This window comes from Phytoactinopolyspora halotolerans, assembly GCF_010550675.1.
Taxonomy (GTDB): Bacteria; Actinomycetota; Actinomycetes; order Jiangellales; family Jiangellaceae; genus Phytoactinopolyspora; species Phytoactinopolyspora halotolerans.
This window is the reverse complement of record NZ_JAAGOA010000035.1, coordinates 21,706-44,443: the sequence shown is the minus strand read 5'-3', so window position 1 is coordinate 44,443 and position 22,738 is coordinate 21,706. Positions and strand designations below refer to the sequence as shown.

The window sequence follows — 22,738 nt, the reverse complement described above, 5'->3', positions numbered from 1 at the left end:
ACTGCTGCGCCGACGCTCCGGCATCTGCCGGTGGTGGACCCGATCAGTCTAGAGCGGCGCCTGGTCGATGTCCGAGTTGTGCTCGACCGCCCCACTCGGCGAGCCGGACGGCGGGTCGATCAGTGTGCGACCGACGTCCGTGATTCGGCTTGGGCCGCGTCGGCCCGAGTGAAGATGAGGTAGAGCGCTGGAATGCTCCCGACGGCGACCATGATGACGGTGGCGATGGCGAGCCGGTCGCCGACAAGCAGCGGAGTGACGAGGGCGGATCCGATCGCGGGGGTGGCCTGCATCAGAGTGCGCAGGCCGGCAAAGGCGCGGCCATGAAGTGCCGGCGGAATGCGACGCATCCGCAGCGACTGAGCCCACACGGTCATGGGCGCGCTGAGCAGGCCGATCGCGAAGAATCCCGCCGCCACGAGGACCTGGCGCGGGGAGGCGAGCAGCGTCAGGAACGCCAGCGCGGCGACGCCTTGAACGATGCCGATCGCGCGCACGTGCGATCGGCGCGGCGCGCATAGGCCAGCGGCAACGGCACCGACGAGTTCGCCGACCGCCATGGCAGACATCAGTAGGCCGAGCGCGGCGGGACCGTCGGGGAGATGGTTGTCGGCGAGCCACGGCGCGGTGACCAGCAGCATGCCTTCGGCGATGTTGAACGCCATGAAGGACACCGTGGTGGCGACAATGATGCGATCCCTGTAGAGCAGCCGGAGCGATGGTTTCCGCCGCCGCGCGCCGGCGCCCGGCTCACCGGCCGCCGGACCATCCGCCGGACCATTGGCGAGCCTCGGTCGCATCGGCCGGCGAACGACGGCGGCGGTTGCCGCGAAAACGAGGAAGGAGGCACTGTCGATAAGCAACACGTTGGCCGCGCCAATGTGAGCGACAAGTACGCCTGCGCACGCGGGACCGATGGCGCTGGCGACACCGTAGCTGAGATTCTCCAGGGCGTTGGCGGCGTCGAGGTCATCATCGGTGACGAGTTGCGGGATTGCGGCGGGAAAACCCGCCAACGGCACCATCTTCAGCAGCCCGTGAGTCCCCGCAACCACGAAGGGGAGCCAACTGGGCATGGCGCCGAGGGCGAGTGCAATCGGGATCGACGATACTACTGCGGCGCGTAGAAGACTGTCGGTGATCAACACTGTACGTTTGTCGAATCTGTCCAACACCACGCCCGCTGCAAGTCCGCCCAGCGCAACCGGAGCTGTGTAGCACACTGCGAGTATGCCGAGGCGGCCGGCGCCGCCGGGGCCCGATATCACGATCCACGTCAGAGCGATCCACGTCATGCTGTCGCCCCACGTGGAGACCGTGGCGCCCAACCACAGTCGGCGGAAATCGGTTGTCTTCAGGGCATGCTTGTATCGGCGCACCCGGGTCCTCTCGCGGTGTAGTCGTGTCGTGGTGTAGTCGTGTCGTGGAGTGGCCGTGTCGTGATGTGGGCATGCACGTGAGTGCGGCCCGGCGTCACCGAACACACCGAGTCAGCGAACAGACCGGTTCAGAGCCGCTCTCATCTTCGATCGGTGCTGGCGCATTCGCTGGCGGTTTTCGGACCCCGTTGGCAGACCGCTGGTACGGCGAGACGGGTCGCGGCATCGTGGGTACTGAGTCGCCTGCCATGGGGAGGCCGCCGTGACGAGTGAACCGACTCCGTTGCTCGACTCGCGCACGCTTGATCGACGGGCCGCGCGTGAGCTGCCGCCAGGTCCGCGCTGGCCGATGGCTGCGCAGACCGCCGCCTTCGCGGTACGGCGCGCGCAGTGGCTGCCGGCGTTGCGTGCCCGGTACGGGGACGTGTTCTGCCTGCGGCTCATACCGCGCGGGCGCGTCGTCGTCGTGCTCAGCCGACCGGACGACATCCGAGCGGTATTCTCCGCGCCGACCGACGTGGTGCACACCGGCGAAGGCAACACCATCATGGCCGCCGTCATGGGTGAGAACTCGCTGATGGTGCTCGACGAGGACGATCACCTGCGGCTGCGGAAACAGCTGATGCCGGCGTTCCATGGGCGGGCGCTGCGCGGCTATCAGGGGATGGTCGCGCGGATCGCCGACGCTGTGGCCGCCGCCATGCCCACCGAGCAGCCGGTCCGGATGCATGAGCGCATGCGTGCGCTCACCCTCGAGGTGATTCTGCAGGTGGTGTTCGGCGTGACGGACTCAGATCGATTGGCCCGGTTGCGGCCGCTCGTCGGTGCCGTCGTCGAGGTCAACCCGGTCATCATGCTGGCCGCCTTCTATCCGCGGCTGATGGGGTACCCGCCGTGGCGGCGCTACCGGCGCATCCAGCGTGAGGTCGACACCATCCTCTTCGACGAGATCGCCGCGCGCCGCCGGACGGATCTGGAGAGTCGCACCGACGTGCTGTCCCAGCTGCTGCGGACCGGGACGTGGTCGGACGCGGAGCTGCGCGATCAGCTGGTGACGCTGCTGCTGGCCGGTCACGAGACGACGGCGACGGCCCTGGCCTGGGCGTTCCATGAACTGGCGCGCAATCCCGTGGTACTGCGCCGGGCCCAGGCGGCCGCCGACGACAGCGACGACGAGGCCGGCGAGGCGTACCTGGAAGCGGTGGCGAAGGAGTCGTTGCGGCTGCGCCCGGTCATCTACCAGGTGGGCCGGCGGTTGACCGCGCCGTACGAGGTTGCGGATTACCGGTTGCCGCGCGGCACCACGGTCATGCCTGCCATCGGGCTGGTCCACGCGGATCCGACGCTCTATCCCGATCCGCACGTCTTCCGGCCCGAACGCTTCCTGGGCGACGACACAGTGCCCTCGGCGAACTGGATACCCTTCGGCGGCGGCACGCGTCGCTGCCTGGGTGCCGGTTTCTCTCTGATGGAGGCAACCGAGATACTGCGTGCCGTGCTCCGTCGCTACGACGTCCGGCCACAGCAAAACGAACCTGAACGGCAGCGCCTGCGCAACGTGACACTGGTGCCCGCGCATGGCTGCCACGTGATACTCAGCGTGCGTACGTGATGGGATGCGGCCTAGCAGAACCCGGGATCGGCGCAGCGGAACCGCCATCAGACCGCGGGAGCGTCGCTATATCCCAGCATTTCGCGCAGACATCGATGGACGTCGGGAAAGTCACTCTGGAGGGTGTCCCACACGATCTCGTAGTCGGTCACGTCGTAGGCATGTGTGAGCTGGTCCCTCTGCTATCGCAGCCTGCACCGCGAACGCCGCGTCGCAGGAACTCACACCGGCACCGCTTCGTGCCGGATGCGGGCGTGTCCGTCCCCGAGCCCGCCCTCGGAGACGACGTCGACGCGCACACCGAGCAAGGCCTCGACAGCCCGTGCGAACCCGAGTAGTGCGAACAGCCCTTTGCCCTTCGGTACGCTCACCAACAGGTCAAGGTCGCTTCCGGGACGGTCATCGCCACGTGCGACGGACCCGAAGACTCGTGGATTCTCCAGCCCGAACTCGTCGGCCAATCGGCGAACCTCGTCTCGGTGCGCATCCAGGGACGTGTGCGGCTTCGGCCTGGCAGCTTCAATGAGACGCCGTGACATGGCAGGCGACGGCCTACGGAGGCCAGATTCGTACGCCGCGATATTGGGACGCGCCACACCCGAGGTCTCCGCAAGCTCGGCCTGCGTGAGCCCGGCACGTTCCCTTGCCTCCCGGATCTTGTTCACCTTCGAAATTGTATCTTTTGATACTCCGAGGTGGGGATCGATGACCTCGACCTGTGGTCACGGGCGCTGGATTCAGGTGTTGACGAGCGAGGTGGTGGCATCCAGCAGGCGGCGGCGAAGGTCGGTGGCACGTTCGGCGAAGGCCCGTTGGGCGGCGGCGTAGAGTGCCTTGCCCTCGCGGGTCTCGATCGGGATCGGCTCGTAGCCGAGGTCCCGCAGATCGTACGGAGACGCTCGCATGTCCAGCTCGCGGATCTCCCTGGCCAGCATGAACGCATCCAGGACCAGCTCACTGGGGACGATCGGCGCCAGTTTGTACGCCCATTTGTAGAGGTCCATGTTGGCATGCAGACAGCCGGGCTGCTCCAGCTCGACCTGACGCTGCCGCGTCGGCTGCACGGCGTTGCGCGGCCGTGCGTCGTCGGTGAAGAACCGGAACGCGTCGAAATGCGAGCACCGGATCTGGTGCGACTCGACCACGTCGTCGGTGCCGGCGTGGCCGAGCCTCAGCGGCCAGCTCTCGTGCCGTGGCTCACCAGGCGTGGTCCGGTACACCATCGCCCACTCGTGCAGTCCGAAGCAACCGGTGAACGCCGGGCGGGACGCCGTCGCGGAGAGCAGTCCGTGTACCCAGGAGATGGTGGAGGCCCGTCGCTCGACGAACGCGGGGTCGACGGCGACGCCGGAGGAGCAGTCTCCATCTCTGGAGTCATTTCCCGAGACGTCCGACGCGTCGTCGTCCGGCACCCGCCGGTATCCGCGCCAGTCGGCGTGGGGCGGATCGCCGCCCAGCACAACGCCGACGCCCGGGTGCCAGCGCCGCAGGTGCGCCGGCCGGAACGAGTAGTAGGTGAAGAGGAAGTCCTCGACCGGATGTTTGCGGCCGAGCTCCTGGCGGGCGAGGTGGCCGGCGACGAGCTCGTCGACGCGTCGCTCGTGCGCCGCCATGCGCGCACGCCACGTCGGCTCGTCGAGGTATCGCACGTTCACCAGCGTAGGAGACGGTCGGGCACTAGCATGAAGCCATGGAGGTCCGGGGCCGCGACGACCACGAACGGACGGGCGCACGGGGGAGTGACGAGTCGTCGTCCGTGCTGCGTGCGATCCTTGCCGTCGTCGGGCTGGTCATCGTCGTCTGGATCGCGAAGGCGCTCATCGTCACAGGGACCGTCGTCGGCTCCGCGCTGCTCGGGCACAGGGTGGCCGGGATGACCGGTGTGATGATCGGCATGACCGTGGTGGCTGCCGCCGTCGTCGCCGCGTGCTATGCCGTCGTCGTCGGAACACCGCGGCACGCGACCACGCGGCAGGAGATCTGCTCGCAGTCGATGATCTGGATCGTGTGCGTCTGGACCGTCGCGATGGGCTGGCTGATCGGGGAGCGGGTGTCCGACACGGCGGCCGTCGTGGGTCTGCTCGTGGCGATCGTCGTCGTCGGTGTGGCCGGGCTTGCCGTCGCCGCCCGGATGGACTCAGATGTGGTATCCGCGTTGCGACGGCGCCGGAATCCGCCCGGCCGAAGCGGCCCGGTTCGTCCGCGGGCATGATCGGCGAGATAACCTCCATGGGTGCGTATCGCAAGGTTCACGACGGGTGACGATCCTCGTTTCGGCGCGGTCGGTGAGGACACGGACGGTCAGACCGTACTGGCCGTGTTGGAAGGCGACCCGCTCTACAAGCCTGTACAGCTGACCGGAGAGAAGCTCGCGCTGGACGACGTGCGATTACTGGCGCCGGTGATCCCCCGCAGCAAGGTGATCGGGGTCGGGCGCAACTATGTGGAGCACGCGTCGGAGCTCGGCAACGACGTCCCGGAGCAGCCGCTGCTCTTCCTCAAGCCGAACACGTCGGTGATCGGCCCGGACGACCCGATCGTGCTGCCGAGCTTCTCCAACGACGTGCACCACGAGGCGGAGTTGGCCGTCGTCATCGGGCGGATCGCCAAGGACCTGCCGAAGGAACGCGTCGCGGATGTGATCCTCGGATACACCTGCGCCAACGACGTGACGGCGCGGGACGTGCAGCGGAGCGACAACCAATGGGCCCGCGCGAAGGGCTTCGACTCGTCCTGCCCGCTGGGCCCCTGGATCGAGACCGATCTGGATCCGTCCGAGTTGACGGTGCGGTGCACGGTCAACGGCGAGCAGCGGCAGTCGGGGCGGACGTCGCAGATGGTGTTCGACGTGCCGTCGCTGGTGTCGTACATCAGCCACGCATTCACGCTGCTCCCCGGCGACGTGATCCTCACGGGCACGCCGGCGGGTGTCGGACCGGTGCAGGCCGGGGACCATGTGGTCGTCTCCATCGGCGGAATCGGTGTGCTCAGCAACCGGGTCGTTGCGGACGACTGACCCCGCAGCCTCAGCCCATGATCATGAACACATACCGTTCATATGGCACGGTTTCTGTTCATGATCTTGTACGGGCGGCGAACGAGACTATTCTGTCAGGCCGTGGTCGCGGCGGTACCCTTCCTAGGGTGCCAAGTTCCTGTCGCTCGGGGTGCCGAGGCTGCGAGCGCGGCGGCTAGGTGGCGTGCCCGTCGTTTGATGTTGTGGTCGATTGATATGCGAAGGTGATTTCTGTGACAGACGGCGTCGATTCTTCCGATGCCTTTGTGCTGGGTGATCTGGCCGCCAAGGACGTGCGCGTCCGGTTCTGCCCGTCGCCGACCGGAAACCCGCACGTCGGGCTGGTCCGTTCCGCGCTCTACAACTGGGCGTTCGCACGGCACTTCGGGGGGACGTTCGTCTTCCGGATCGAGGACACCGACGCGGAGCGGGACACCGAGGAGTCGTACGAGGCGCTGCTGGCGACGCTGCGCTGGCTGGGGCTGGACTGGGACGAGGGCCCGGAGGTCGGCGGCGACCACGGCCCGTACCGGCAGTCCGAGCGGCGGGAGATCTATGCCGACGTCGCCACCCAGCTGCGCGAGGCCGGCAGAGCATACCGGTGTTACTGCACGACGGCAGAGCTGGAGGAGCGGCGTGAGGCGGCCCGTGCGGCGGGCAAGCCCAGCGGCTACGACGGGCACTGCCGGGACTTGAGCGAGGAGCAGATCGCCGCGTACGAGGCGGAAGGGCGGGAGTCGGTGCTGCGGATGCGCACACCCGATGAGACCGTCACCTTCACTGACCTGATCCGCGGCGAGATCAGCGTCGACCAGTACAACCTGTTCGACTACGTGCTGGTACGGGCGAACGGGCATCCGCTGTACACGCTGGTGAACCCCGTCGACGACGCGTTGATGGGGATCACGCATGTGCTGCGCGGTGAGGATCTGCTCTCGTCGACGCCGCGGCAGATCGTGCTGCACGAGGCGCTGCGCGAGCTGGGCATCGCGTCCGGGCCGATGCCGCGGTTCGGGCACCTACCGCTGGTGACCGCCGAGGGTGGCAAGAAGCTGTCCAAGCGCGATCCGCAGTCGTCGCTGCAGATGTACCTCGACCGGGGTTTCCTGCGTGAAGGGCTGCTGAACTACCTGGCGCTGCTGGGCTGGTCGATCGGCGAGGATCAGGAGGTCTTCTCGATCGAGGAGATGGCCGAGGCGTTCGATATCACAAGGGTCAACTCGAACGCGGCGCGCTTCGACCTGAAGAAGGCCGAGGCGATCAACGGCATCTGGGTGCGGCGCCTGGACCCGAACGATCTGGCCGAGCGGATGGTCCAGCACCTGCAGGAGGCAGGCTTGTTGGCTCATCCGCCGACGCCCGAGTCGGTGGAGTTGCTGCGCGCCGCGACGCCGCTGGTGCAGGAGCGGATGGGGGTGCTGGACGAGTGCGTCGGCATGCTCGGCTTCCTGTTCGTCGAGGACGACGCGTTCACGCTCGATGAGGCCGACGCCGCGAAGGTCCTGAAGCCGGACGCGAAACCGGTCCTCGAAGCCGCCGTTGGTGCGCTGGAGCCGTTGCAGGAGTGGACGACGGAGTCGATCGAGGAGGCGCTGCGCGTGGCCCTGGTGGACGGCCTGGAGCTCAAGCCGCGGCTGGCGTTCGGCCCGGTGCGCGTCGCGGTGACCGGACGTCGGGTGTCGCCGCCGCTGTTCGAGTCGCTGGAGCTGCTCGGGCGGGAGAAGACGCTCGCGCGTCTGCAGCGTGCGTTGCCGCGGACGGAAGCGGTGGCCGACGAGGCGAGCGGCGGCCCGAACGATCAGCGGAATGAGAAGTAGACCGAGAAGCGACGAGACGTGATCTAGGTCGCGTCGTGCCGGTTTGGAAGCTGCGTGGTTGAGCGGCTATTCTTACCGGGCGATCGGGCGGCGATCCCGTCCGATGCACTGGGGTATGGTGTAATCGGCAGCACGACTGATTCTGGTTCAGTTAGTCTAGGTTCGAGTCCTGGTACCCCAGCGCAGAGCACGTCGAATGATCTTCATCGATCGATTTGGCGGGCTGCTGGAACTCGGGTAGAGTTCCGGAGGGCGACACAGGGTGTCGTCGGACTGCATGGCCCCGTTGTGTAGTGGCCTAGCACGCCGCCCTCTCAAGGCGGTAGCGCGGGTTCGAATCCCGTCGGGGCTACCACTGTAGATCGCCCCTCACCTGCGGAGACGCGAGTGAGGGGCGATCTTGTTGTGTCCGGCCGTCACCGGGAGAGACCGGTTGCCCACGACTGTTTCTGCCTAATACGCGCGCAAGTTTTCAGTCTCCGGTGGATCGTCTGAGAGCTTGGTCGATCATGGCGCGGTTGCGGGCTGTGTCGCCGTCGATGCACTTGGCGTAGATCCTCAACAGGACTTCAATAGAGTGTCCTGCCCATTCCGCGACCTGGGCGGCATCGACGCCGGCGTTGAGCCATGTCGATACCCCCGCGTGACGCAGATCGTAGGGGCGAGCAGCCAGCGGCGAATGTTCGGCTCCCGTACCGAACACGGTCTTCCTGGCCTTGGCCCAGACGCGGAACATGGTGAAGGCTGGTAGGTGGTCGGTGTTGCGTTCGCCGACGAACAGTCGTCCGTCGGCCGTGGTGCCGGAGCGGCCGAGGTGCCGGCAAACATTGCGGTGAGTCTGTGTAGAGGCCGCGGAAGCGCTTCGCGCTACGCATGGCGAAGCTGTGTCCAAGCATGAGCAGCAGTATTGCGATGCTCTGACGGACATCGAGCGCATTCATCGCGCATCTCGCTGAGGCCGCGCTGCATGCCACTTCAAGCGTCGAGGGAGTAAGTGGTTGTCGTCCAGCGTAAACCATCCTCGCTGCCTCGGCGTTCCCTTGTTATGAAGCGAACCAAACGCGCTGTGCTGACGACTGTTCTTGCCGGATGCCTCTGCACAGGAGCCGTGGTGAGCTGCGGTGACGGCGACGTGGCTCCGACGGCTGAGAGCGGATCGGGAGACGAATCTGCGACTCAGGCCGACCATCCGGCGCCTCCAAGCGCAGCAGTCGAGCGCCCAAGTTCGGGTCCGACATCGCCGGATTCGCTAGATCCATTCGAGGCGCGGCTCATCGGCCAGTTGGAAGCCATCGGTGTGGACCAACCGGGTCGGGCACAAGACGAGTACAAGTCAGCTCAGATCCATGGCGGCTGGCACGGTGGCCGGGCTTTCGTCCACGGCTACGAACGTCAGGTCAGCGCATGGGATGCAGAGTTGATCGACGAGATCATGATCGACGGAGTGCGCGCCGAGGTCGTCCGCATGGAGATGGGTCCCGTCGAGGGCGAACAGATGGTTCGATTCAGCTGTCATGGTGACGTGTACGAGGTCATTAGCATGCCCGGCGTAACCGAGGAAGTCACCTTCGGAGGCGGGGACATTGAGGAGTCGCGTGAGCTCGCACGACTCTTGATGGACGAGATTGGATGTGAAGAATAGAGCGGCGCCTTCACCCGACACGGATCGCGCAGTTGCGCTTCTCCGGAGCGAAGGTGGCTTGCGTGATCAGCTGATACCTACACCATTCGGCAAAGCGGCGGCGGCGTTGAATCTTGCGACTGTTGGCCGCGCAGCCGTCGGGTTTCGCAGGAGGCTTGCAGCGCATTCTGCTCGACCTCAGCGATGGCCGCTTCGAGCTCGTCCGGGCTGGACGCTGTCACCGCGAGCAGCCCGGTGCAACCTAGCAACCCGTGCCGGGCGGTTAGGTCGGCTTCTGAGTTCGGCGGCTGTTGAGCGTCCTCGATCTGCCCTGTTCTGGCTCGCTGGGCAGCGTCGGAGATCGACCTTGGCCCGGCGGATGTCGCGGCGAGCCTGATCGGCGCGCATTGGATGGAATAGCAGCGACAACGAGCGCCTGATCCCCGACGAGAGCGGTTGCGCATCCGCCTGCTCCATCAGCCGCACACTCGGTTGTTAGGTTTCTACACGCTGAAAACCGTAGCGGACCGAGGAAGCTAGGGCACCGACATCAACGGGGCGAACCAGTTCCGTGGATGCCGACGTAGGTCGTCCGACACTTACCGGCGGAGACGGATATCCGAACTGCCGGAATAGCTTGGCCTTACCGCCCGAGCAGGTCATCGCGTACGGAGGTTGACTGTTACAGGTGGATCTCCGAAGGGGGAGTGTTGGGTGATGCGCGTACCGGGGTGTAGACGCTCGTCATCGCGGTAGCGAGCCAGCAACGCGTCGTCGACGGTAGAGTCGCCGGCCTCGGCTGCTACGAGCTGCTCGGCCACCTCATCGACCAGCCTGGCTACCTCTGGGTCTTCGACGTCGCCGGGCAGGCTCATCCCGCCCCACGCGTCCCAGAGCAGCAGTTCGTCGCTGTAGCGATGGGCCAGTTGCAGCAGGACATAGTTCCGGATGAACCATGCGCCGCCGATCGACGAGCCGGGGCCTGTGCCGAAGAGTGAAGGATCGAGCCCTCCGGAGCGATAGCCTTGCCAGACTTCGGCGGCTGTCTGGAACGGTGCGTTCTTCCCGGACTCGATGTCGTGTGGATCGGGAAGCCGGTCGGGCGGTGTCTCGATCTCCGGATCGAACCGGATCCATCGATCTGAAACGCCGTCGTACGTCTGCACGATCACATGATCATTGTTGTAGTCGTCGCCGGAATAGTTCGAGAAGCCGACGAGCGAGCGCGCCGGAATGCCAAGCTGGCGGAGCGCAGCGACACAGAACAGCGTGTGGTCGCGGCAACATCCCTGCACCCGCGCGACTTCGGCGCGGGGTTCGGGCAGTGGCATGCCGTGGCGGGCCTGGTCGGCGTCGAGAAGGGCCGAGAGCCAGCGCAGATTGATGTCGTCTCGAGTCGCCATCGGCAAATCCGCTTCGGACGCCCGGTAGTGGATGATCACGTTGCGGGCGACGGCCGAAAGCCCGGAAATGTCCGCCGGGACGGCTTCGAGCAAGCCAGCATGCCGGCTCGGATCTGTATACGACGAGTGTGTTGTCCAGTCCCACACATGTGTCTGTGCCATGGGCTGAATCGTCGCATTTGGCGGCGTGGTCGACAGGTGCACCTGGTGCGATTTGCGGGCTGCGTCGCCATCGACGCACTTCGCGTAGATCACAGTGGGACCTCGGCTGCGAGGAGCGTTCGCACGTGAGGCAAACCGGGGGTACGCGCTCCACCCTTCGGGTGACCGGGCTACTGGAATGGTCACCAATAGGGCGTGGAGGACGTCTCATCAGGGCGTGTGGCGGCAAGGTCTGGCAGAGACGGGCCAGGGTGCGGTCGCGGTACGGTATCGCCGTCGGTGACGGCCAGCAGTCGCTTCCCGGCACGCTCCGGGCGGACGTGTGGGCCGCTGTTGGCCGGGGCGCCTGCCCGGCGTGCTGCGGCAGCGATGTCGTCCTCGTCGATCGTGATGCCTAAACCCGCGGAGTCCCCGAGGACGAACATGCCGTCCTCCACATGCAGGTCGACGGACACCCCAACCGGCGGCCGCAAGTCTTGGAGCTCGCTGGCGAGGTGGTTGGGCACCGATGTCGCGGCGTGCAGCAGGCCGACCGGAATGCTCCCGATCGGGCTGACCGGCAGGTCATGAGCGTGAGCGAGGGCTGACACCCGCAAGAAATGGGTCACTCCCCAGACTGCGGCTGCCTGGACAATGTCGATCGCCCCCGCGGCGAGCAGCGGACGGTATTGTTCGAGACCGGTGAGGTTCTCACCACTCGCCACGGAAGCCCGGATACCCCGGCCTACAATGGCCAGACCTTCGGCATCCCAGCGTCGAACCGGCTCCTCCACCCACGTCAGATCCAGGGTTCGTTCTAACTCGCAGACATGACGAACCGCCTGCTTGCGCGTCCACGACTCGTTCGCGTCGAGCATCAGGCCGGGCCGCAGGCCGTGGGCCTCGCCCAGCACGTCTCGCACCAAGGTCAGCCGGCGCAGATCCTCCTCCACGTCGAGGCCGCCCTTGAGCTTGGCCGCTTTGAGTCCGTGCTCGGCGTAAGCCTCGTAGGCCGATACGAGCTCACTGTCGGTGAGTCCGATGTCGATGCCCGACGCGTACGCGGGGACAGCTCTTTCGCGACCGCCGAGGAGCCTCCAGAGTGGCTCCCCGGCGGCTTGAGCTTTGATGTCCCACAGCGCGGTGTCGAAGGCCCCGATGGTCCCGAACACGGCACCCGCGTGACCGACCTTGAACGTCTGGCGAAGCATGCGATCGTAGAGCGCGGAGACGCCGCGCGGGTCCTCGCCGTCGATCGCGGCGAAGATCGATTCGGCTTCAACGGATGGTCCCAGGCCGCTACCGGAGATTCCTTCGTCGGTGTCGACCACGACGATCGGCACCGTGACCACCCCATCGCTGATGACGCCGTTGACATCACCGACTGGACGGCCCCACTCCTGAACCGTGGTCAGGGTGCGAAACCCAGTGATCTTCATGTCAGCCCTTCGTGGAACCGGCGGTGATGCCATCAGCGATCTGTCTCTGGAAAAACAGGTAGATGAGCAGCACGGGCAGCGCCGCGATCAGAACGCCGGCTGCGAACGTCGGGATGTCGTCTGAGTACTGGCCCCGTAGTGCGGTGACCCCGACCATCAGCGTGCGGTTCTCCGCCGATGGCATCATCACCAGCGATATGAGCACGTCGTTCCAGCAGAACAGCGTGTTGAGGATGCCCACGGACAGCAGCGCCGGCGTGCCCATCGGAAGCATGATCCGCCGGTAGACCCCGTAGAGCGTGTTGCCGTCGATCCTGGCCGCGTCGATGATCTCGTCCGGGATGCCGGCGTAGAAGCTCGTCATCAGGAAGATCGTGAATGGGAGGAACTGCGCCACGTATGCCAGGACCAGGCCTGGATAGGTGTCGATCAGCCCGGCGTCGGCCATCGTCCGGGCGAGCGGCACCATGATGACCTGGAACGGGATGAACAGCGCCGCGAGAATGCCAAGGAACAAGAGGCGCGAGCCGCGAAAGCGGAGCTTGCTCAACGCGAAGCCTGCCATGGATCCGAACAGGAGCAGCAGTGCCACCGCGCAGCTCACCACGATGAGCGAGTTGACGAAGTAGCCGGCCATTCCGGCGTTGCCCCATGCGGAGGCGACGTTCTCCCACCGAAGTGCGCCGGCCGGAGAGAACCGGTCGAGGATGTACTCGTGCCGCGTCTTCATGGCGACGTTCGTGGTGAACACCAGCGGGTAGATCGTCGCCAGCGCGAGTATCGCCATAGGGACGGCGATCAGCCATCTGCCTGCCCGCACGCCGCTCATCAGTCCTCCCTGCCCGACCGCCGCAGCACGCTGATCTGCAGCAGCCCCACCACGAGCATGACCACGAACAGCACCGCGGACGCGGCCGAGGCCAACGCCGGGCGGTTCATCTGTCCCTGCTGAATCCAGATGTAGTACTCAGGCAGGTAGGTCGACCCTTCCGGACCGCCGTTGGTCATCACGAAGAGCAGACCGAACATCGCGGTGAGCATCCCGATCATCGTCGTGACGAAGACGAACTGAATCGTGCGAGCCAGCCCTGGGATGATGACATGCCAGATCTCCTGGGCAAGTGACGCCCCGTCCACCCGCGCGGCGTCGAGGAGCGACGAGTTCAATGTCGCGAATCCGGCGAGGAACACGACCAGCGCCATGCCGAAGGTCGCCCACACATGGACACCGACGACGGTGAACATGGCGACTCGTCGATCGCCGAGCCAGTCGACCGGGCCGAGGCCGATTGCCCCGAGCAAGGTGTTGAAGGGGCCGCCGTATGCCAGCAGGAGGTTGAAGATCGCACCGACGATCACCGGTGACAGCACGGCCGGAAAGAAGTAGACGACCCGGTACAACCGGTGTCCTGGGACGCGCAGATAGATGAACGTAGCCAGCAGGCCCGGAATGGCGACCGCCACCGGCAGCAGCAGCACCAGCAACGCCACGTTCCGCATGGCCTGCCGGAACAGTGGGTCGTCGAACAGCGTCATGTAGTTGTCCAGACCCACGAGCTGCCCGTTGAGCACGCCGTCGCCGGTGAAGGAGAAGTTCACGCCGCGAACCAGCGGGTACAGCCGCAGCGCCACGATGATCAGGACGGCTGGAGCAACCAGGATGTAGGGCGCGAATCGCTCTGCGCGCGCCCGCCGGGGTTTACCGTTGCCGGTCCGCCTGGCTGTGTCCGGGCGGACCGACAAGGTCGAGCTTCCGATCGGCACGCTGTCAGCCCGCCTGATCGCTGGCGGCCAGCTGCTCCACTGCCTCGTCAACGGTGGCCGAGCCGCTCAACAGCTGCTGCGACAGCCGCCCCATCAACTCCAGCGTTTCCGACGACAGGGCCACGTGCAGGGCGGGCCGGCCATTCTCGAGTTCAGCGATGATGGTGGCGACCGACGGACCGGCGCTCGATGCGTCGATGGTCGTGTCCGCTGCGATCGCCCCGGCGTCGGCGAAGAACGCCTCCAGCGCGGCAGTGGATGTCAACGACCGGACGAGGTCTGCGGCCAGCTCCGGATCGCTGGTCCATTCGGCGACCGCGTACCCGATGCCGCCGTCGTACGGAAGATTCGGCGCCGCACCTTGCTCGACGACCGGGGCTTGCATGACACCGACGTTCTCCGCGCCGAGGAACTCGCTGAAGTCCTTCCAGTGACCGACGTCCGACATCAGCCCGATCACGTGGGAGGCTTCTCCAGACTGGAAGATGGCGAATGAGTCGTTGAACATCGCGGTGGAGTTGGGCGCCTCGCTGTTCAGCCCGGCGTCGTCGACTTCTGTCCACAGCTCGAAGATCCGCTTGACGTTGGGAGAGCTCCAGTCCCGATCCCCTGCGATCCAGTCGTCGTACTCCTGCGGGCTGAGAACGGCGGAGCCTAGCGCGGAGAGGAAGAACTCGATGCCGATGCCCTCCTGGTTGCCCAGAGCGAAGCATGTGGCGCCGGTCGCGTCGGTGATCGACTCACAGTTGCTGACGAACTCGTCCCAGGTGGCCGCGGGGTTGTCGGGATCGAGGCCGGCTTGCTCGTAGAGTGCCCTGTTGTAGTAGATCGGGTGGCCCTGCAGCGTCACCGGCGCGGCATAGATCTGGCCGTCCTCGGTGAACGCATCCCACCCCGCGAGGCGATCTTGATCCTCGGCGAGATAGTCGTCGAGCGGGACAAGTGAATCGGCCCGGTCGCGGATCTGCCCTCCTCCGTTGAAGAGGATGACGTCGGGGCCCGAGCCGGTCTGGATCGCCCCACCCAGCAGGGTGTAGTACTGGTCGAACGGCTGGGCCACGAACTCCACCTCGACGTTCGGGTGCTTCTCCGCGAAGTCAGCCTTGGCTTGTTCAATGTAGGTGGCTGCGGACTCGTCCCCCGACTTCCAGTCCCAGACCACAAGCCGGCCTTCGCCATCGCCGCCTTCCGCGTCGCCGGAGGTGGATCCGGAATCCGAGGCGGCACCACATCCAGCCAGCGCCAAGCCGCTTACCACGACGGCGGACCACAATGCTCGCTGCTTCATTGCTGCTCACTTCCCGAGGGGCCAGGTGGATGACTGACTATCAGCACATTGCCGGAAAACGTAACTCGTATGACGTATTACGTCAATAGTGTGACTATAATCTGCGTAGACCTGTGGCACCGCTTTCCCGCGGCGTCAGCGGAGGGAACATGACGGCATCGCAACTACCGACCACGAACGCTGAGGCCCCGTTCGCTTGGGCACAGCGACCGACCAACCTTGCCAAAGCGGTCACCGCTGAGATGGTGCAGCGGATCGTCCGCGGCCAGCTTCCGCCGGGAGAGTTACTGCCGCCGGAGCCCGCCCTCTGCGAGGCATTCTCGGTCAGTCGAACCGTGATCCGCGAAGCCGTCAAGATTCTCCAGGAGAAGGGTCTGGTGAAGATCCGCCAGGGGGCGGGGACCGTGGTCCAACCGTCGACGTCCTGGAACATGCTGGACGAACTCGTCCTCGCGGCGACCATCGCCGAGGATGAGAGCCTCGCGATCCTCGATGATCTGGTGGTGACGCGCCGCTTGCTCGAGTCCGACATGGCGCACGTCGCAGCACGGCTGGCCACCCCGGAGATCGTCGACCAGTTGCGCACACTCGTCGACCGGATGGACGAACTCGTCGGCGACCCCGTGACCTATGGCGAGCACGACCTCGCCTTCCACGACACCGTCATGCAGGCGTCTGGCAACCGCCTGGCCCGAGCGGTCATACGCGCTCTCGAGCGGCAAGCCAACAGCACTGCCCGCTACGTCGGCAGGACCGAACGGGCCCTCTGCGTCGCGTCCAACCAAGGCCACCGTCGCATATACGAGCGCATCGCGGCGCACGATCCCGACGGTGCCGCGGAAGCGATGTTCAGCCACATCACGGAGGCATGGCTTGTGCGCCGCAGCGGACAGGGTGATCCCGACCGGTTGAAGCGTTGAGCCTGCCGGTTGTCAGGCGCGCCGAGCGTCAACACCGAGATCGTCATAGGCCCGCCGTCGCGGAGCGCCGCGTCGTCCGGTCCGGCTGACCACTCGGGCATAGCGGGACCGCTATAAGTCCGCGGCGCGATGCCGTCACATCTCCGCCGGTCACCCTGCGTCCAGGGCACCGTAATCAGGCATGTGATGGTTTCCCGCCCATTGACGGCATACGTCATACGAGTTATGTTTTGCCACAATCTGGCGACCCGGCGAACCGGCCACTTTCTGAACGGTGAGCAGAGTGAAGCGGCGAGCACTGTGGCCGGCCGCGCTGATCGCGGGATTGGCGACGGTCGGCTCGGGACGCGTCTCTGGTCCGTGATAGCCAGTCCGGCGCCGAATCGGATCCGCTGGTGGTCAACGTACGAGACGGCTACAAGGCCGTCCCGAACACCGAAGGAGAAGAGCAAACCATGATCAAAACAGCAGAGGCGCCGGATCGGTATGGGCTTCGAGCCTGTACCGCTCTGGTGGCAACGGTGGTCGCACTCGTGGTCGCGCTCGTCGGCATTCCGACGCCGGCTTCGGCGGCACCCGCCGAAAACGCGTTCTATGTCGCTCCCGACGGTGACGACTCGAACGCGGGCACGCTGGAGGCCCCATTTCGGACGCTTGATCGCGCGAGAGACGCGGTGCGCGAGGTCAACGCGGACATGTCCGGTGACATCCACGTCTACCTGCGTGGCGGCTCGTACCCTGTCGACTCTACGGTCGAGTTCGGTCCCGAGGATTCGGGCTCGAACGGTCATCGGGTGATCTACTCGGCGTTCGAGAACGAGACGCCGGTGCTCGAGGCAGGCGCCGAGATCTCCGGCTGGACGCAGCACGACGGAGACATCTGGTCGGCGCCGCTGGATCGGGCGGACAAGCTCCGCGCCCTTTACGTCAACGATCAGCGTGCGGTGATGGCATACAAGAACGTGTCGTCACAGGGATGCTACGGCGAGTACACGATCACAGCGGGGCAGGCACCGTGGGCATGGGAGTCGGGCACCGAGTGCGACGGCGCGAGGTACGCGCTGAGCGATGTGCCGGAGATCAGCGGCAACGCCGAGGATATGGAGATCCAGACGGCCACCACCTGGACCACGGCGATCGTGGGTGTGCGCGATGTCACCACCAGTGAGGACGGGACAAGCCGCGTGCTGCTGTTTCAGCAGCCGGGCGCCGCGATCGCGGCCGGCGCCTTCAACGGCAACTTCCAGGTCCGCGGCAGCCACAAGCTCATGAACGCCTACGAGTTTCTCGATGAGCCCGGCGAGTTCTACTACGACCGCGACGCCAAGACCGTGTACTACTACAAGGCCGAGTCCGAGGATATGGCCACGGCCTCCGTCTTCGCTCCGGGCAACGTCGAGACCGTCCTGAGCGTCGCAGGGACCTCGACGACCGACCGCGTTCACGACCTCAGCTTCGAGGGCATCACCGTGCGGCACACCGACTGGGACCTCGCCGAAGTCGACGGTGCCTCGTTCAAGCAGGCGCAGCAGGCGAACATCATCAACTCCGCCTATGTGCACGGCAACTTCCATGTCTACCACTACCGGAACGTCGACCTGCAGCCCGCCGCCATCGAGGTGACCAGCGCAGCGAACATCTCCCTTGAACGCAACCGGGTCGAGCACACCGGAGCTGACGGCATATCGCTCATCAATGACGTGGTCGACTCCCAGCTCACCGGAAACGTGACGAGAGACATCGGCGGCACAGCGATCAACGTCGGCCACCCGCAGCACGTGTACATCGGCGACGCGGCAGAAGACAACAAGGAGAAGTTTCCCGCGGATGTCGAGGGCGCTCCGACGAACATCCAGATCACCAACAACTACGTGTACGACAGCGCGAAGCTGTTCCTTGGCTCCCCAGCGGTCGGCGCCTTCTTCGTCGACACGATGACCTTCGAGCACAACGTGATCGAGAAGACGTCGTGGGCCGGCATCTCGATGGGCTGGGGCTGGTGGAACTTCAACGGGTCCCCCGGCTCGATCGAACCGGGAAACCCCACCACCGTCGCGAGGAACAACAGCATCCGATACAACGAGTTCATCGACACGGTGAACGACCGGAACGATACCGGTCCTGTCTATACTCTCGGCGCACAGCCGGACACCATCATCTCGCACAACTACATCGACGGCGTGCGGGCCGGCCACACGTACGGGTTGCACGCCGACGAGGCGTCCGCCTACATCACGTTCGACAGTAACGTACTCGACATCTCCGACGGCGTGACATACACGATCAACTCCGAAGACTGGGGATCCAAGCACAATCTGACGATCACGAACACGTGGGCGACGGTGTGGAACAAGTACGCCAACGACCCGCCGGACAGCCACATCGAGCCCATCATGGTGTACGAGGACGCGGTCTGGCCCCTCGCGGCGTACGCGGTCACGGCGAATTCCGGTCTCGAGCCCGCCTATCGCGACCTTCTGGGGGCGGAGGCGACGATGTCGCCCGACCATGTGCTGCCTGCCAGCGTGGAAGCTGACGGCTCGGCAACCTCGATCCCGATCCGTGGCACGGGTGATGCGTCGGCGACCATCTGGCTCGCGCCTGAAGGCACGACCGATTTCGCTTCCGGCGACACCATGACAGCGGCGCCGGGGGACGCGACCAGTATCGAGCTGCCGTCGGAAGCGGGCACGTATCACCTCTTCGTCGTCACCGAGAGCGGTGAGGTGTCGGCTGCCTCGACCGATCTGGTGCGCCGCACCCTGGCCGAGTTCACGGACGTCGACGTGCCGGCCGGTGTCGTGGACGTGCCCTATTCCTACGAGCTCAAGGCGACGGGTTCGCCCACCTTCGACGTGATCGACGGAGCTCTGCCGGACGGGCTGACGCTCGCCGAGGATGGCACCATTTCGGGAACTCCGACGACGGCGGGAACCTTCACGGCCGACATCCAGGCGCAGTCTGCGGCAAACGCGGTGACCACGACGATCACCATTCGCATCCATGCCGAGCGACCGGCCTCCCCGGTTGTCACCGTCACTGAGGAGCGTGCTTCCACTCCCGGCAACGGCACGGGCGTCGCCGCCTTGACGATCGGGAACCCCACGCCGGATGAGGTCACGTATTCGGTGGAGGTAGCCGACGGCGCAGGCGAGGCCGTTTTCAGCTCCACCGCGACCGTGGACGCCGGCGCCGAGGCGGCCATCGAGGCGACCGATCTTGTGATCGGGTCGTATACGGCAACCGTGACGGGCAACGACGCATCGGAGCCGGTCACAGTCTCCTTCGAGATCACGGAGGCGGAGATCCGCTACGCGAAGGTCATCGGTGTTGCCTCGGAGCGCTGCCTTACGGTTCCGGGTGACTCCACTGATGTGGGGACGCAAGCGATCCTCTTCGACTGCCACGGGGAGGCGAACCAGCGCATCACGGTCACAGCCGACGGTGAGCTGACCGTCTTCGATGGCAGCACGTGCCTCGGCACACAGGGCGGCGGCACCGGAACCGGAACCGCAATCGTGACGCAGGACTGCACCGGCGCCGAGACGCAGAAATGGGAGATTCAACCGGACGGATCGATCCGCAGCGCGGTAACGGGCGTCTGCATGGATGCGTGGGAAGCGGCAACGTCGAACGGCACCCGCATCGCACTCTGGTGGTGCTCCGGCGACGCCAACCAGCGGTGGATGTTCGATGGTGACATGGAGGCGCCGACGGTGTCGCTCACGTCTCCGGCCGGTGACGTTTCCGCCAATGAGGTGACCGTGAACGTCGACGCGTCCGACGATGTCGGCCTGAAGAGCATTTCCGCGGACATCTACCAGGACGGTGAACTGGTGCAGAGCACGCACACCGACGTCGCCGACGGAGCGGCCACCGCCAGCCACGAGGCCACCATCGCGCTCGCCGGAGGTGAGTACGAAGTGCGCTACGCGGCGACGGATCTTTCCGGTCGAACGTCGGAGACGGAGAGCTTCACCTTCGACCTGATCGCCCAGCCGGAGTTCACCGTCGAGGCATGGACGGAATGCGTGGGACCGAAGGTCATGCTGCGCACGTCCGTCACGAACGACGACGATGAGCAGGTCGCCGTGCATGTCTCGACCGCCTACGGTGAGAAGTCATGGGACGACGTGAATCCGGGGCGCTCGAAGTCGGCGCGGTTCATGACCGAAGAGAGTGCCGTGTCGGCAGGGGTCGCGACCGTGACGGTCACGGGCGTGACGACTGGAGACACCCGCACGGAGGAGATGCCGTACGACGCCGCACACTGCGGCTGAGTCTGATCCGGTGACGTGGGGGATCGGCCATCGGTCGATCCCCCACGCGTGGTGCCGGATTGCGTCACGAGGTCGACCTCATTGGCCCGTCCCTGCCAGGACGTCTGCGAGCAGATCCGCCAGCCGTCGCCCGCCGCTCAGGTCCGGATCGAGGTCCGGGTCGTAGATCGTCAGGTCGATACCGACGACGCCCGGCGATCCGAGCAGGACCCGCAGCACCGTGGTGAGCTGGTCGAACGTCAGCCCGCCCGGGTCTGGGGCGTCGACCGCCGGCATCAGCTCCGGATCCAGCACGTCAGCGTCGACGTGGATCCAGAATCCGTCCAGGTCGGCGCGTTCCACCACGTCGAGTGCTCGCGCGGCCGCGGCGGCCGGGTCATTCGACACCTCGATCGCGTCGACGAGGTGAAGGCCGTTGCCCGCCGCCTCGTCCGCGCACTCGTCGTCCGGGCGGATACCCATCGCGACCGTGTCCGCCGACCGCAGGTAGGGGCGTAGACCGTCCAGCTCGGCCAGCGCCCCGCCGAGACCGGTGACCACAGCGAGGCTCTCCCCGCCCATGGCCCCGACCCGATCCGGCATGTTCCCCGGATGCCGGTAGTCGAGGCCGTCCAGCGAGACCAGGCCGAACCGTCCCACCCGTCGCAGCGCCAGGCCGATGCCCACCAGAATGCTGCAGTCGCCACCGAGCACCACGGGAAGGTTGTGTCGGTGAAGCAGGGCTTGGACCCGGTTGGCCAGACGCCGCGAGTGCGCGGCGATCGCCGCCTCGTTGCGGACCACACCCGGCGTCCAGTCCGGGCGGTACCGGCCCGCGGTCACCACGCCGGCCTCGACCGCTCCGAGCCGGTCCAGCAGCCCGGCGTCGCGCAGCACACCAGGAGCCTTGTAGCACCCGGGTACCAGCCCTTCAGCCGGCGGCCGCAGCCCCAGGTTGGACGGCGCGTCCAGCAATGCCAGCGTCCGTTCCCGATCTACCATGGCCAACCCTGCCTCTCCCGCACCCGAAACTCATCTCGTTCCTCTTCCGTGCCGGCCCATGGGCACGACCCGTTCTGATCCTGGCAAACGGACGAAGGACGACGTGCCGTCATGTCGGGGCGACGTTACCGCCCTGCGCCGACAGCGATGGCAGCTCGCACGACGGGACGACGGGAATCCAGCTTCTTGTTCGTCCCGTGCGACGACTGGAGCTTCACGACGTCGCTGATCACCGGCGGCGACGAGCCGTCACCACGCGGCTGGCGGGCTGTCCTCGTTGACCGGCGCAACGGCGTAGATCATGGGGACCGACGTGCACTCTCGCGTCCGAATGATCTGAGAGGGTTCAGTCCTGGGTCAGCGGGTCCATGTGACCGGCCGAGAGCCGTGTCCATTGTGCGATCGGCCGCCCGCCCACCCGGTACGGGTGCGGGTTGCCGGACTCGTTCCCCCACTCCTGCGGCGAGCCGTCCGGTGAGTTCTCCCATGGCTCTTGCCGGCCGAAACGGGAGAGGTCCAGTAGGCCGTAGCTGTTGTCCATCGCCTCCACGCCCCGTCCGCTGGTGGAGTAGGTCTCGAAGACGCGCTCGCCCTTCCGGACATAGCAGACCAGGTAGAACATGCCGACCTGGCGTCCGGCCAGCAGCTCCGCCGCGGACTCCTGCGCCGAATACCACGGCATGTCCCAGCCCATGAAGTCGCGATACCGGCGGCTTTCGGCGTACGGGCCCTGACACAACACCGCGAACGTCGCGTCGCGAGAGTGCAGGATGGATAACTCGCGGACCTGACCGGTGTAGAACGTGCAGCCCTCGCATACGTCGGCGGCCGACGATGCATGGTGCCACATGAAGTAGAAGGCGATGAGCTGGCTGCGTCCCTCGAACGCCGCGAGCAGTGTGGTCGGCCCGTCCGGCCCGACCAGCGTCAGGCTCGCATCGACCTCGACCACGGGCAGGCGACGGCGCGCCGCGGCGATTGCATCTCCCTCCCTGGTGTGGGCCTTCTCCCGGGCTCGTAGTTGATCAAGTTCGGCCTCGAAGGTCGCCCGATCGACGATGTTCATGGTGTTCTCCT

Annotated in this window: 18 protein-coding genes, 2 tRNA genes and 2 pseudogenes; 9 read left to right on the top strand and 13 right to left on the bottom strand. The window is 66.0% G+C overall.

Annotated features, from left to right (window positions below; genetic code table 11):
• Positions 1-119 precede the first annotated feature (119 nt).
• Positions 120-1,379: an MFS transporter gene (locus G1H10_RS30530; RefSeq protein WP_163745055.1), complete on the bottom strand. Its 1,260-nt coding sequence runs from the start codon at positions 1,377-1,379 to the stop codon at positions 120-122.
• Between the two features lie 262 nt (positions 1,380-1,641).
• On the opposite strand from G1H10_RS30530, the gene G1H10_RS30525 reads away from it, so the two are divergent.
• The gene (locus tag G1H10_RS30525; protein ID WP_216853819.1) at positions 1,642-2,991 is read left to right on the top strand and encodes a cytochrome P450; all 1,350 of its coding nucleotides are present in this window, start codon (positions 1,642-1,644) and stop codon (positions 2,989-2,991) included.
• Between the two features lie 47 nt (positions 2,992-3,038).
• Here G1H10_RS30525 and G1H10_RS35220 read toward each other — a convergent pair.
• The 3 genes and pseudogenes from G1H10_RS35220 to G1H10_RS30510 form a co-directional block, all read right to left on the bottom strand.
• A pseudogene (locus tag G1H10_RS35220) lies at positions 3,039-3,158 on the bottom strand (hypothetical protein); the annotation flags it as partial.
• 54 nt (positions 3,159-3,212) lie between these two features.
• The gene (locus G1H10_RS35290) at positions 3,213-3,656 is read right to left on the bottom strand and encodes a helix-turn-helix domain-containing protein (RefSeq protein WP_216853818.1); all 444 of its coding nucleotides are present in this window, start codon (positions 3,654-3,656) and stop codon (positions 3,213-3,215) included.
• Between the two features lie 72 nt (positions 3,657-3,728).
• Entirely contained in the window at positions 3,729-4,640 is a 912-nt protein-coding gene (locus G1H10_RS30510) for a 3-methyladenine DNA glycosylase (protein ID WP_312856666.1), read from the bottom strand.
• Between the two features lie 41 nt (positions 4,641-4,681).
• Between G1H10_RS30510 and G1H10_RS30505 the strand changes: the two genes are divergently transcribed.
• The 5 genes from G1H10_RS30505 (at position 4,682) to G1H10_RS30485 (ending at position 8,179) form a co-directional block, all read left to right on the top strand.
• Entirely contained in the window at positions 4,682-5,203 is a 522-nt protein-coding gene (locus G1H10_RS30505; protein ID WP_163745053.1) for a hypothetical protein, read from the top strand.
• Between the two features lie 21 nt (positions 5,204-5,224).
• Positions 5,225-6,007 (top strand): fumarylacetoacetate hydrolase family protein, encoded by a 783-nt coding sequence (locus G1H10_RS30500; protein WP_163745052.1) that lies wholly within the window; start codon positions 5,225-5,227, stop codon positions 6,005-6,007.
• Positions 6,008-6,240: 233 nt separating this feature from the next.
• Positions 6,241-7,824, top strand: coding sequence for a glutamate--tRNA ligase (gene gltX, locus G1H10_RS30495; RefSeq protein WP_312856665.1), 1,584 nt, complete (start codon positions 6,241-6,243; stop codon positions 7,822-7,824).
• A gap of 109 nt (positions 7,825-7,933) precedes the next feature.
• Positions 7,934-8,005: transfer RNA gene (locus tag G1H10_RS30490), tRNA-Gln, on the top strand.
• Positions 8,006-8,103: 98 nt separating this feature from the next.
• Positions 8,104-8,179, top strand: a tRNA-Glu gene (locus G1H10_RS30485).
• A gap of 117 nt (positions 8,180-8,296) precedes the next feature.
• On the opposite strand, the gene G1H10_RS30480 is transcribed toward G1H10_RS30485, so the two are convergent.
• Positions 8,297-8,560 (bottom strand): site-specific integrase, encoded by a 264-nt coding sequence (locus G1H10_RS30480; RefSeq protein ID WP_216853817.1) that lies wholly within the window; start codon positions 8,558-8,560, stop codon positions 8,297-8,299.
• 375 nt (positions 8,561-8,935) lie between these two features.
• Here G1H10_RS30480 and G1H10_RS30475 point away from each other — a divergent pair, with 375 nt between their 5' ends.
• Positions 8,936-9,466 (top strand): hypothetical protein, encoded by a 531-nt coding sequence (locus G1H10_RS30475; RefSeq protein ID WP_163745051.1) that lies wholly within the window; start codon positions 8,936-8,938, stop codon positions 9,464-9,466.
• A 77-nt stretch (positions 9,467-9,543) separates the two neighbouring features.
• On the opposite strand, the pseudogene G1H10_RS35210 reads toward G1H10_RS30475, so the two are convergent.
• From G1H10_RS35210 to G1H10_RS30450, 6 genes and pseudogenes are all read right to left on the bottom strand, one after another.
• Positions 9,544-9,898 (bottom strand): annotated as a pseudogene (locus tag G1H10_RS35210) (SCO6880 family protein); the annotation flags it as partial.
• 206 nt (positions 9,899-10,104) lie between these two features.
• Complete coding sequence (locus tag G1H10_RS30470; protein WP_216853816.1) at positions 10,105-11,103, bottom strand: transglutaminase domain-containing protein; 999 nt, start codon at positions 11,101-11,103, stop codon at positions 10,105-10,107.
• An 89-nt stretch (positions 11,104-11,192) separates the two neighbouring features.
• On the bottom strand, positions 11,193-12,428 hold the full coding sequence (locus G1H10_RS30465) for a mandelate racemase/muconate lactonizing enzyme family protein (protein ID WP_163745050.1): 1,236 nt from the start codon (positions 12,426-12,428) through the stop codon (positions 11,193-11,195).
• 1 nt (position 12,429) lies between these two features.
• On the bottom strand, positions 12,430-13,257 hold the full coding sequence (locus G1H10_RS30460) for a carbohydrate ABC transporter permease (protein WP_163745049.1): 828 nt from the start codon (positions 13,255-13,257) through the stop codon (positions 12,430-12,432).
• Positions 13,257-14,192, bottom strand: a complete 936-nt coding sequence (locus G1H10_RS30455) for a carbohydrate ABC transporter permease (RefSeq protein ID WP_216853815.1) — start codon at positions 14,190-14,192, stop codon at positions 13,257-13,259. Before G1H10_RS30455 ends, G1H10_RS30460 begins: the two co-directional genes overlap by 1 nt.
• A 4-nt stretch (positions 14,193-14,196) precedes the next feature.
• Positions 14,197-15,480 (bottom strand): ABC transporter substrate-binding protein, encoded by a 1,284-nt coding sequence (locus tag G1H10_RS30450; RefSeq protein WP_163745048.1) that lies wholly within the window; start codon positions 15,478-15,480, stop codon positions 14,197-14,199.
• 242 nt (positions 15,481-15,722) lie between these two features.
• Between G1H10_RS30450 and G1H10_RS30445 the strand changes: the two genes are divergently transcribed.
• Entirely contained in the window at positions 15,723-16,400 is a 678-nt protein-coding gene (locus tag G1H10_RS30445) for a FadR/GntR family transcriptional regulator (protein ID WP_376778679.1), read from the top strand.
• A 455-nt stretch (positions 16,401-16,855) separates the two neighbouring features.
• The gene (locus G1H10_RS30440) at positions 16,856-20,680 is read left to right on the top strand and encodes a ricin-type beta-trefoil lectin domain protein (protein ID WP_163745046.1); all 3,825 of its coding nucleotides are present in this window, start codon (positions 16,856-16,858) and stop codon (positions 20,678-20,680) included.
• Between the two features lie 78 nt (positions 20,681-20,758).
• Here G1H10_RS30440 and G1H10_RS30435 read toward each other — a convergent pair whose 3' ends face one another.
• Positions 20,759-21,661 (bottom strand): arginase family protein, encoded by a 903-nt coding sequence (locus tag G1H10_RS30435; RefSeq protein ID WP_163745068.1) that lies wholly within the window; start codon positions 21,659-21,661, stop codon positions 20,759-20,761.
• A 346-nt stretch (positions 21,662-22,007) separates the two neighbouring features.
• Positions 22,008-22,727: a DUF899 family protein gene (locus G1H10_RS30430; RefSeq protein WP_163745045.1), complete on the bottom strand. Its 720-nt coding sequence runs from the start codon at positions 22,725-22,727 to the stop codon at positions 22,008-22,010.
• Positions 22,728-22,738: the final 11 nt, after the last annotated feature.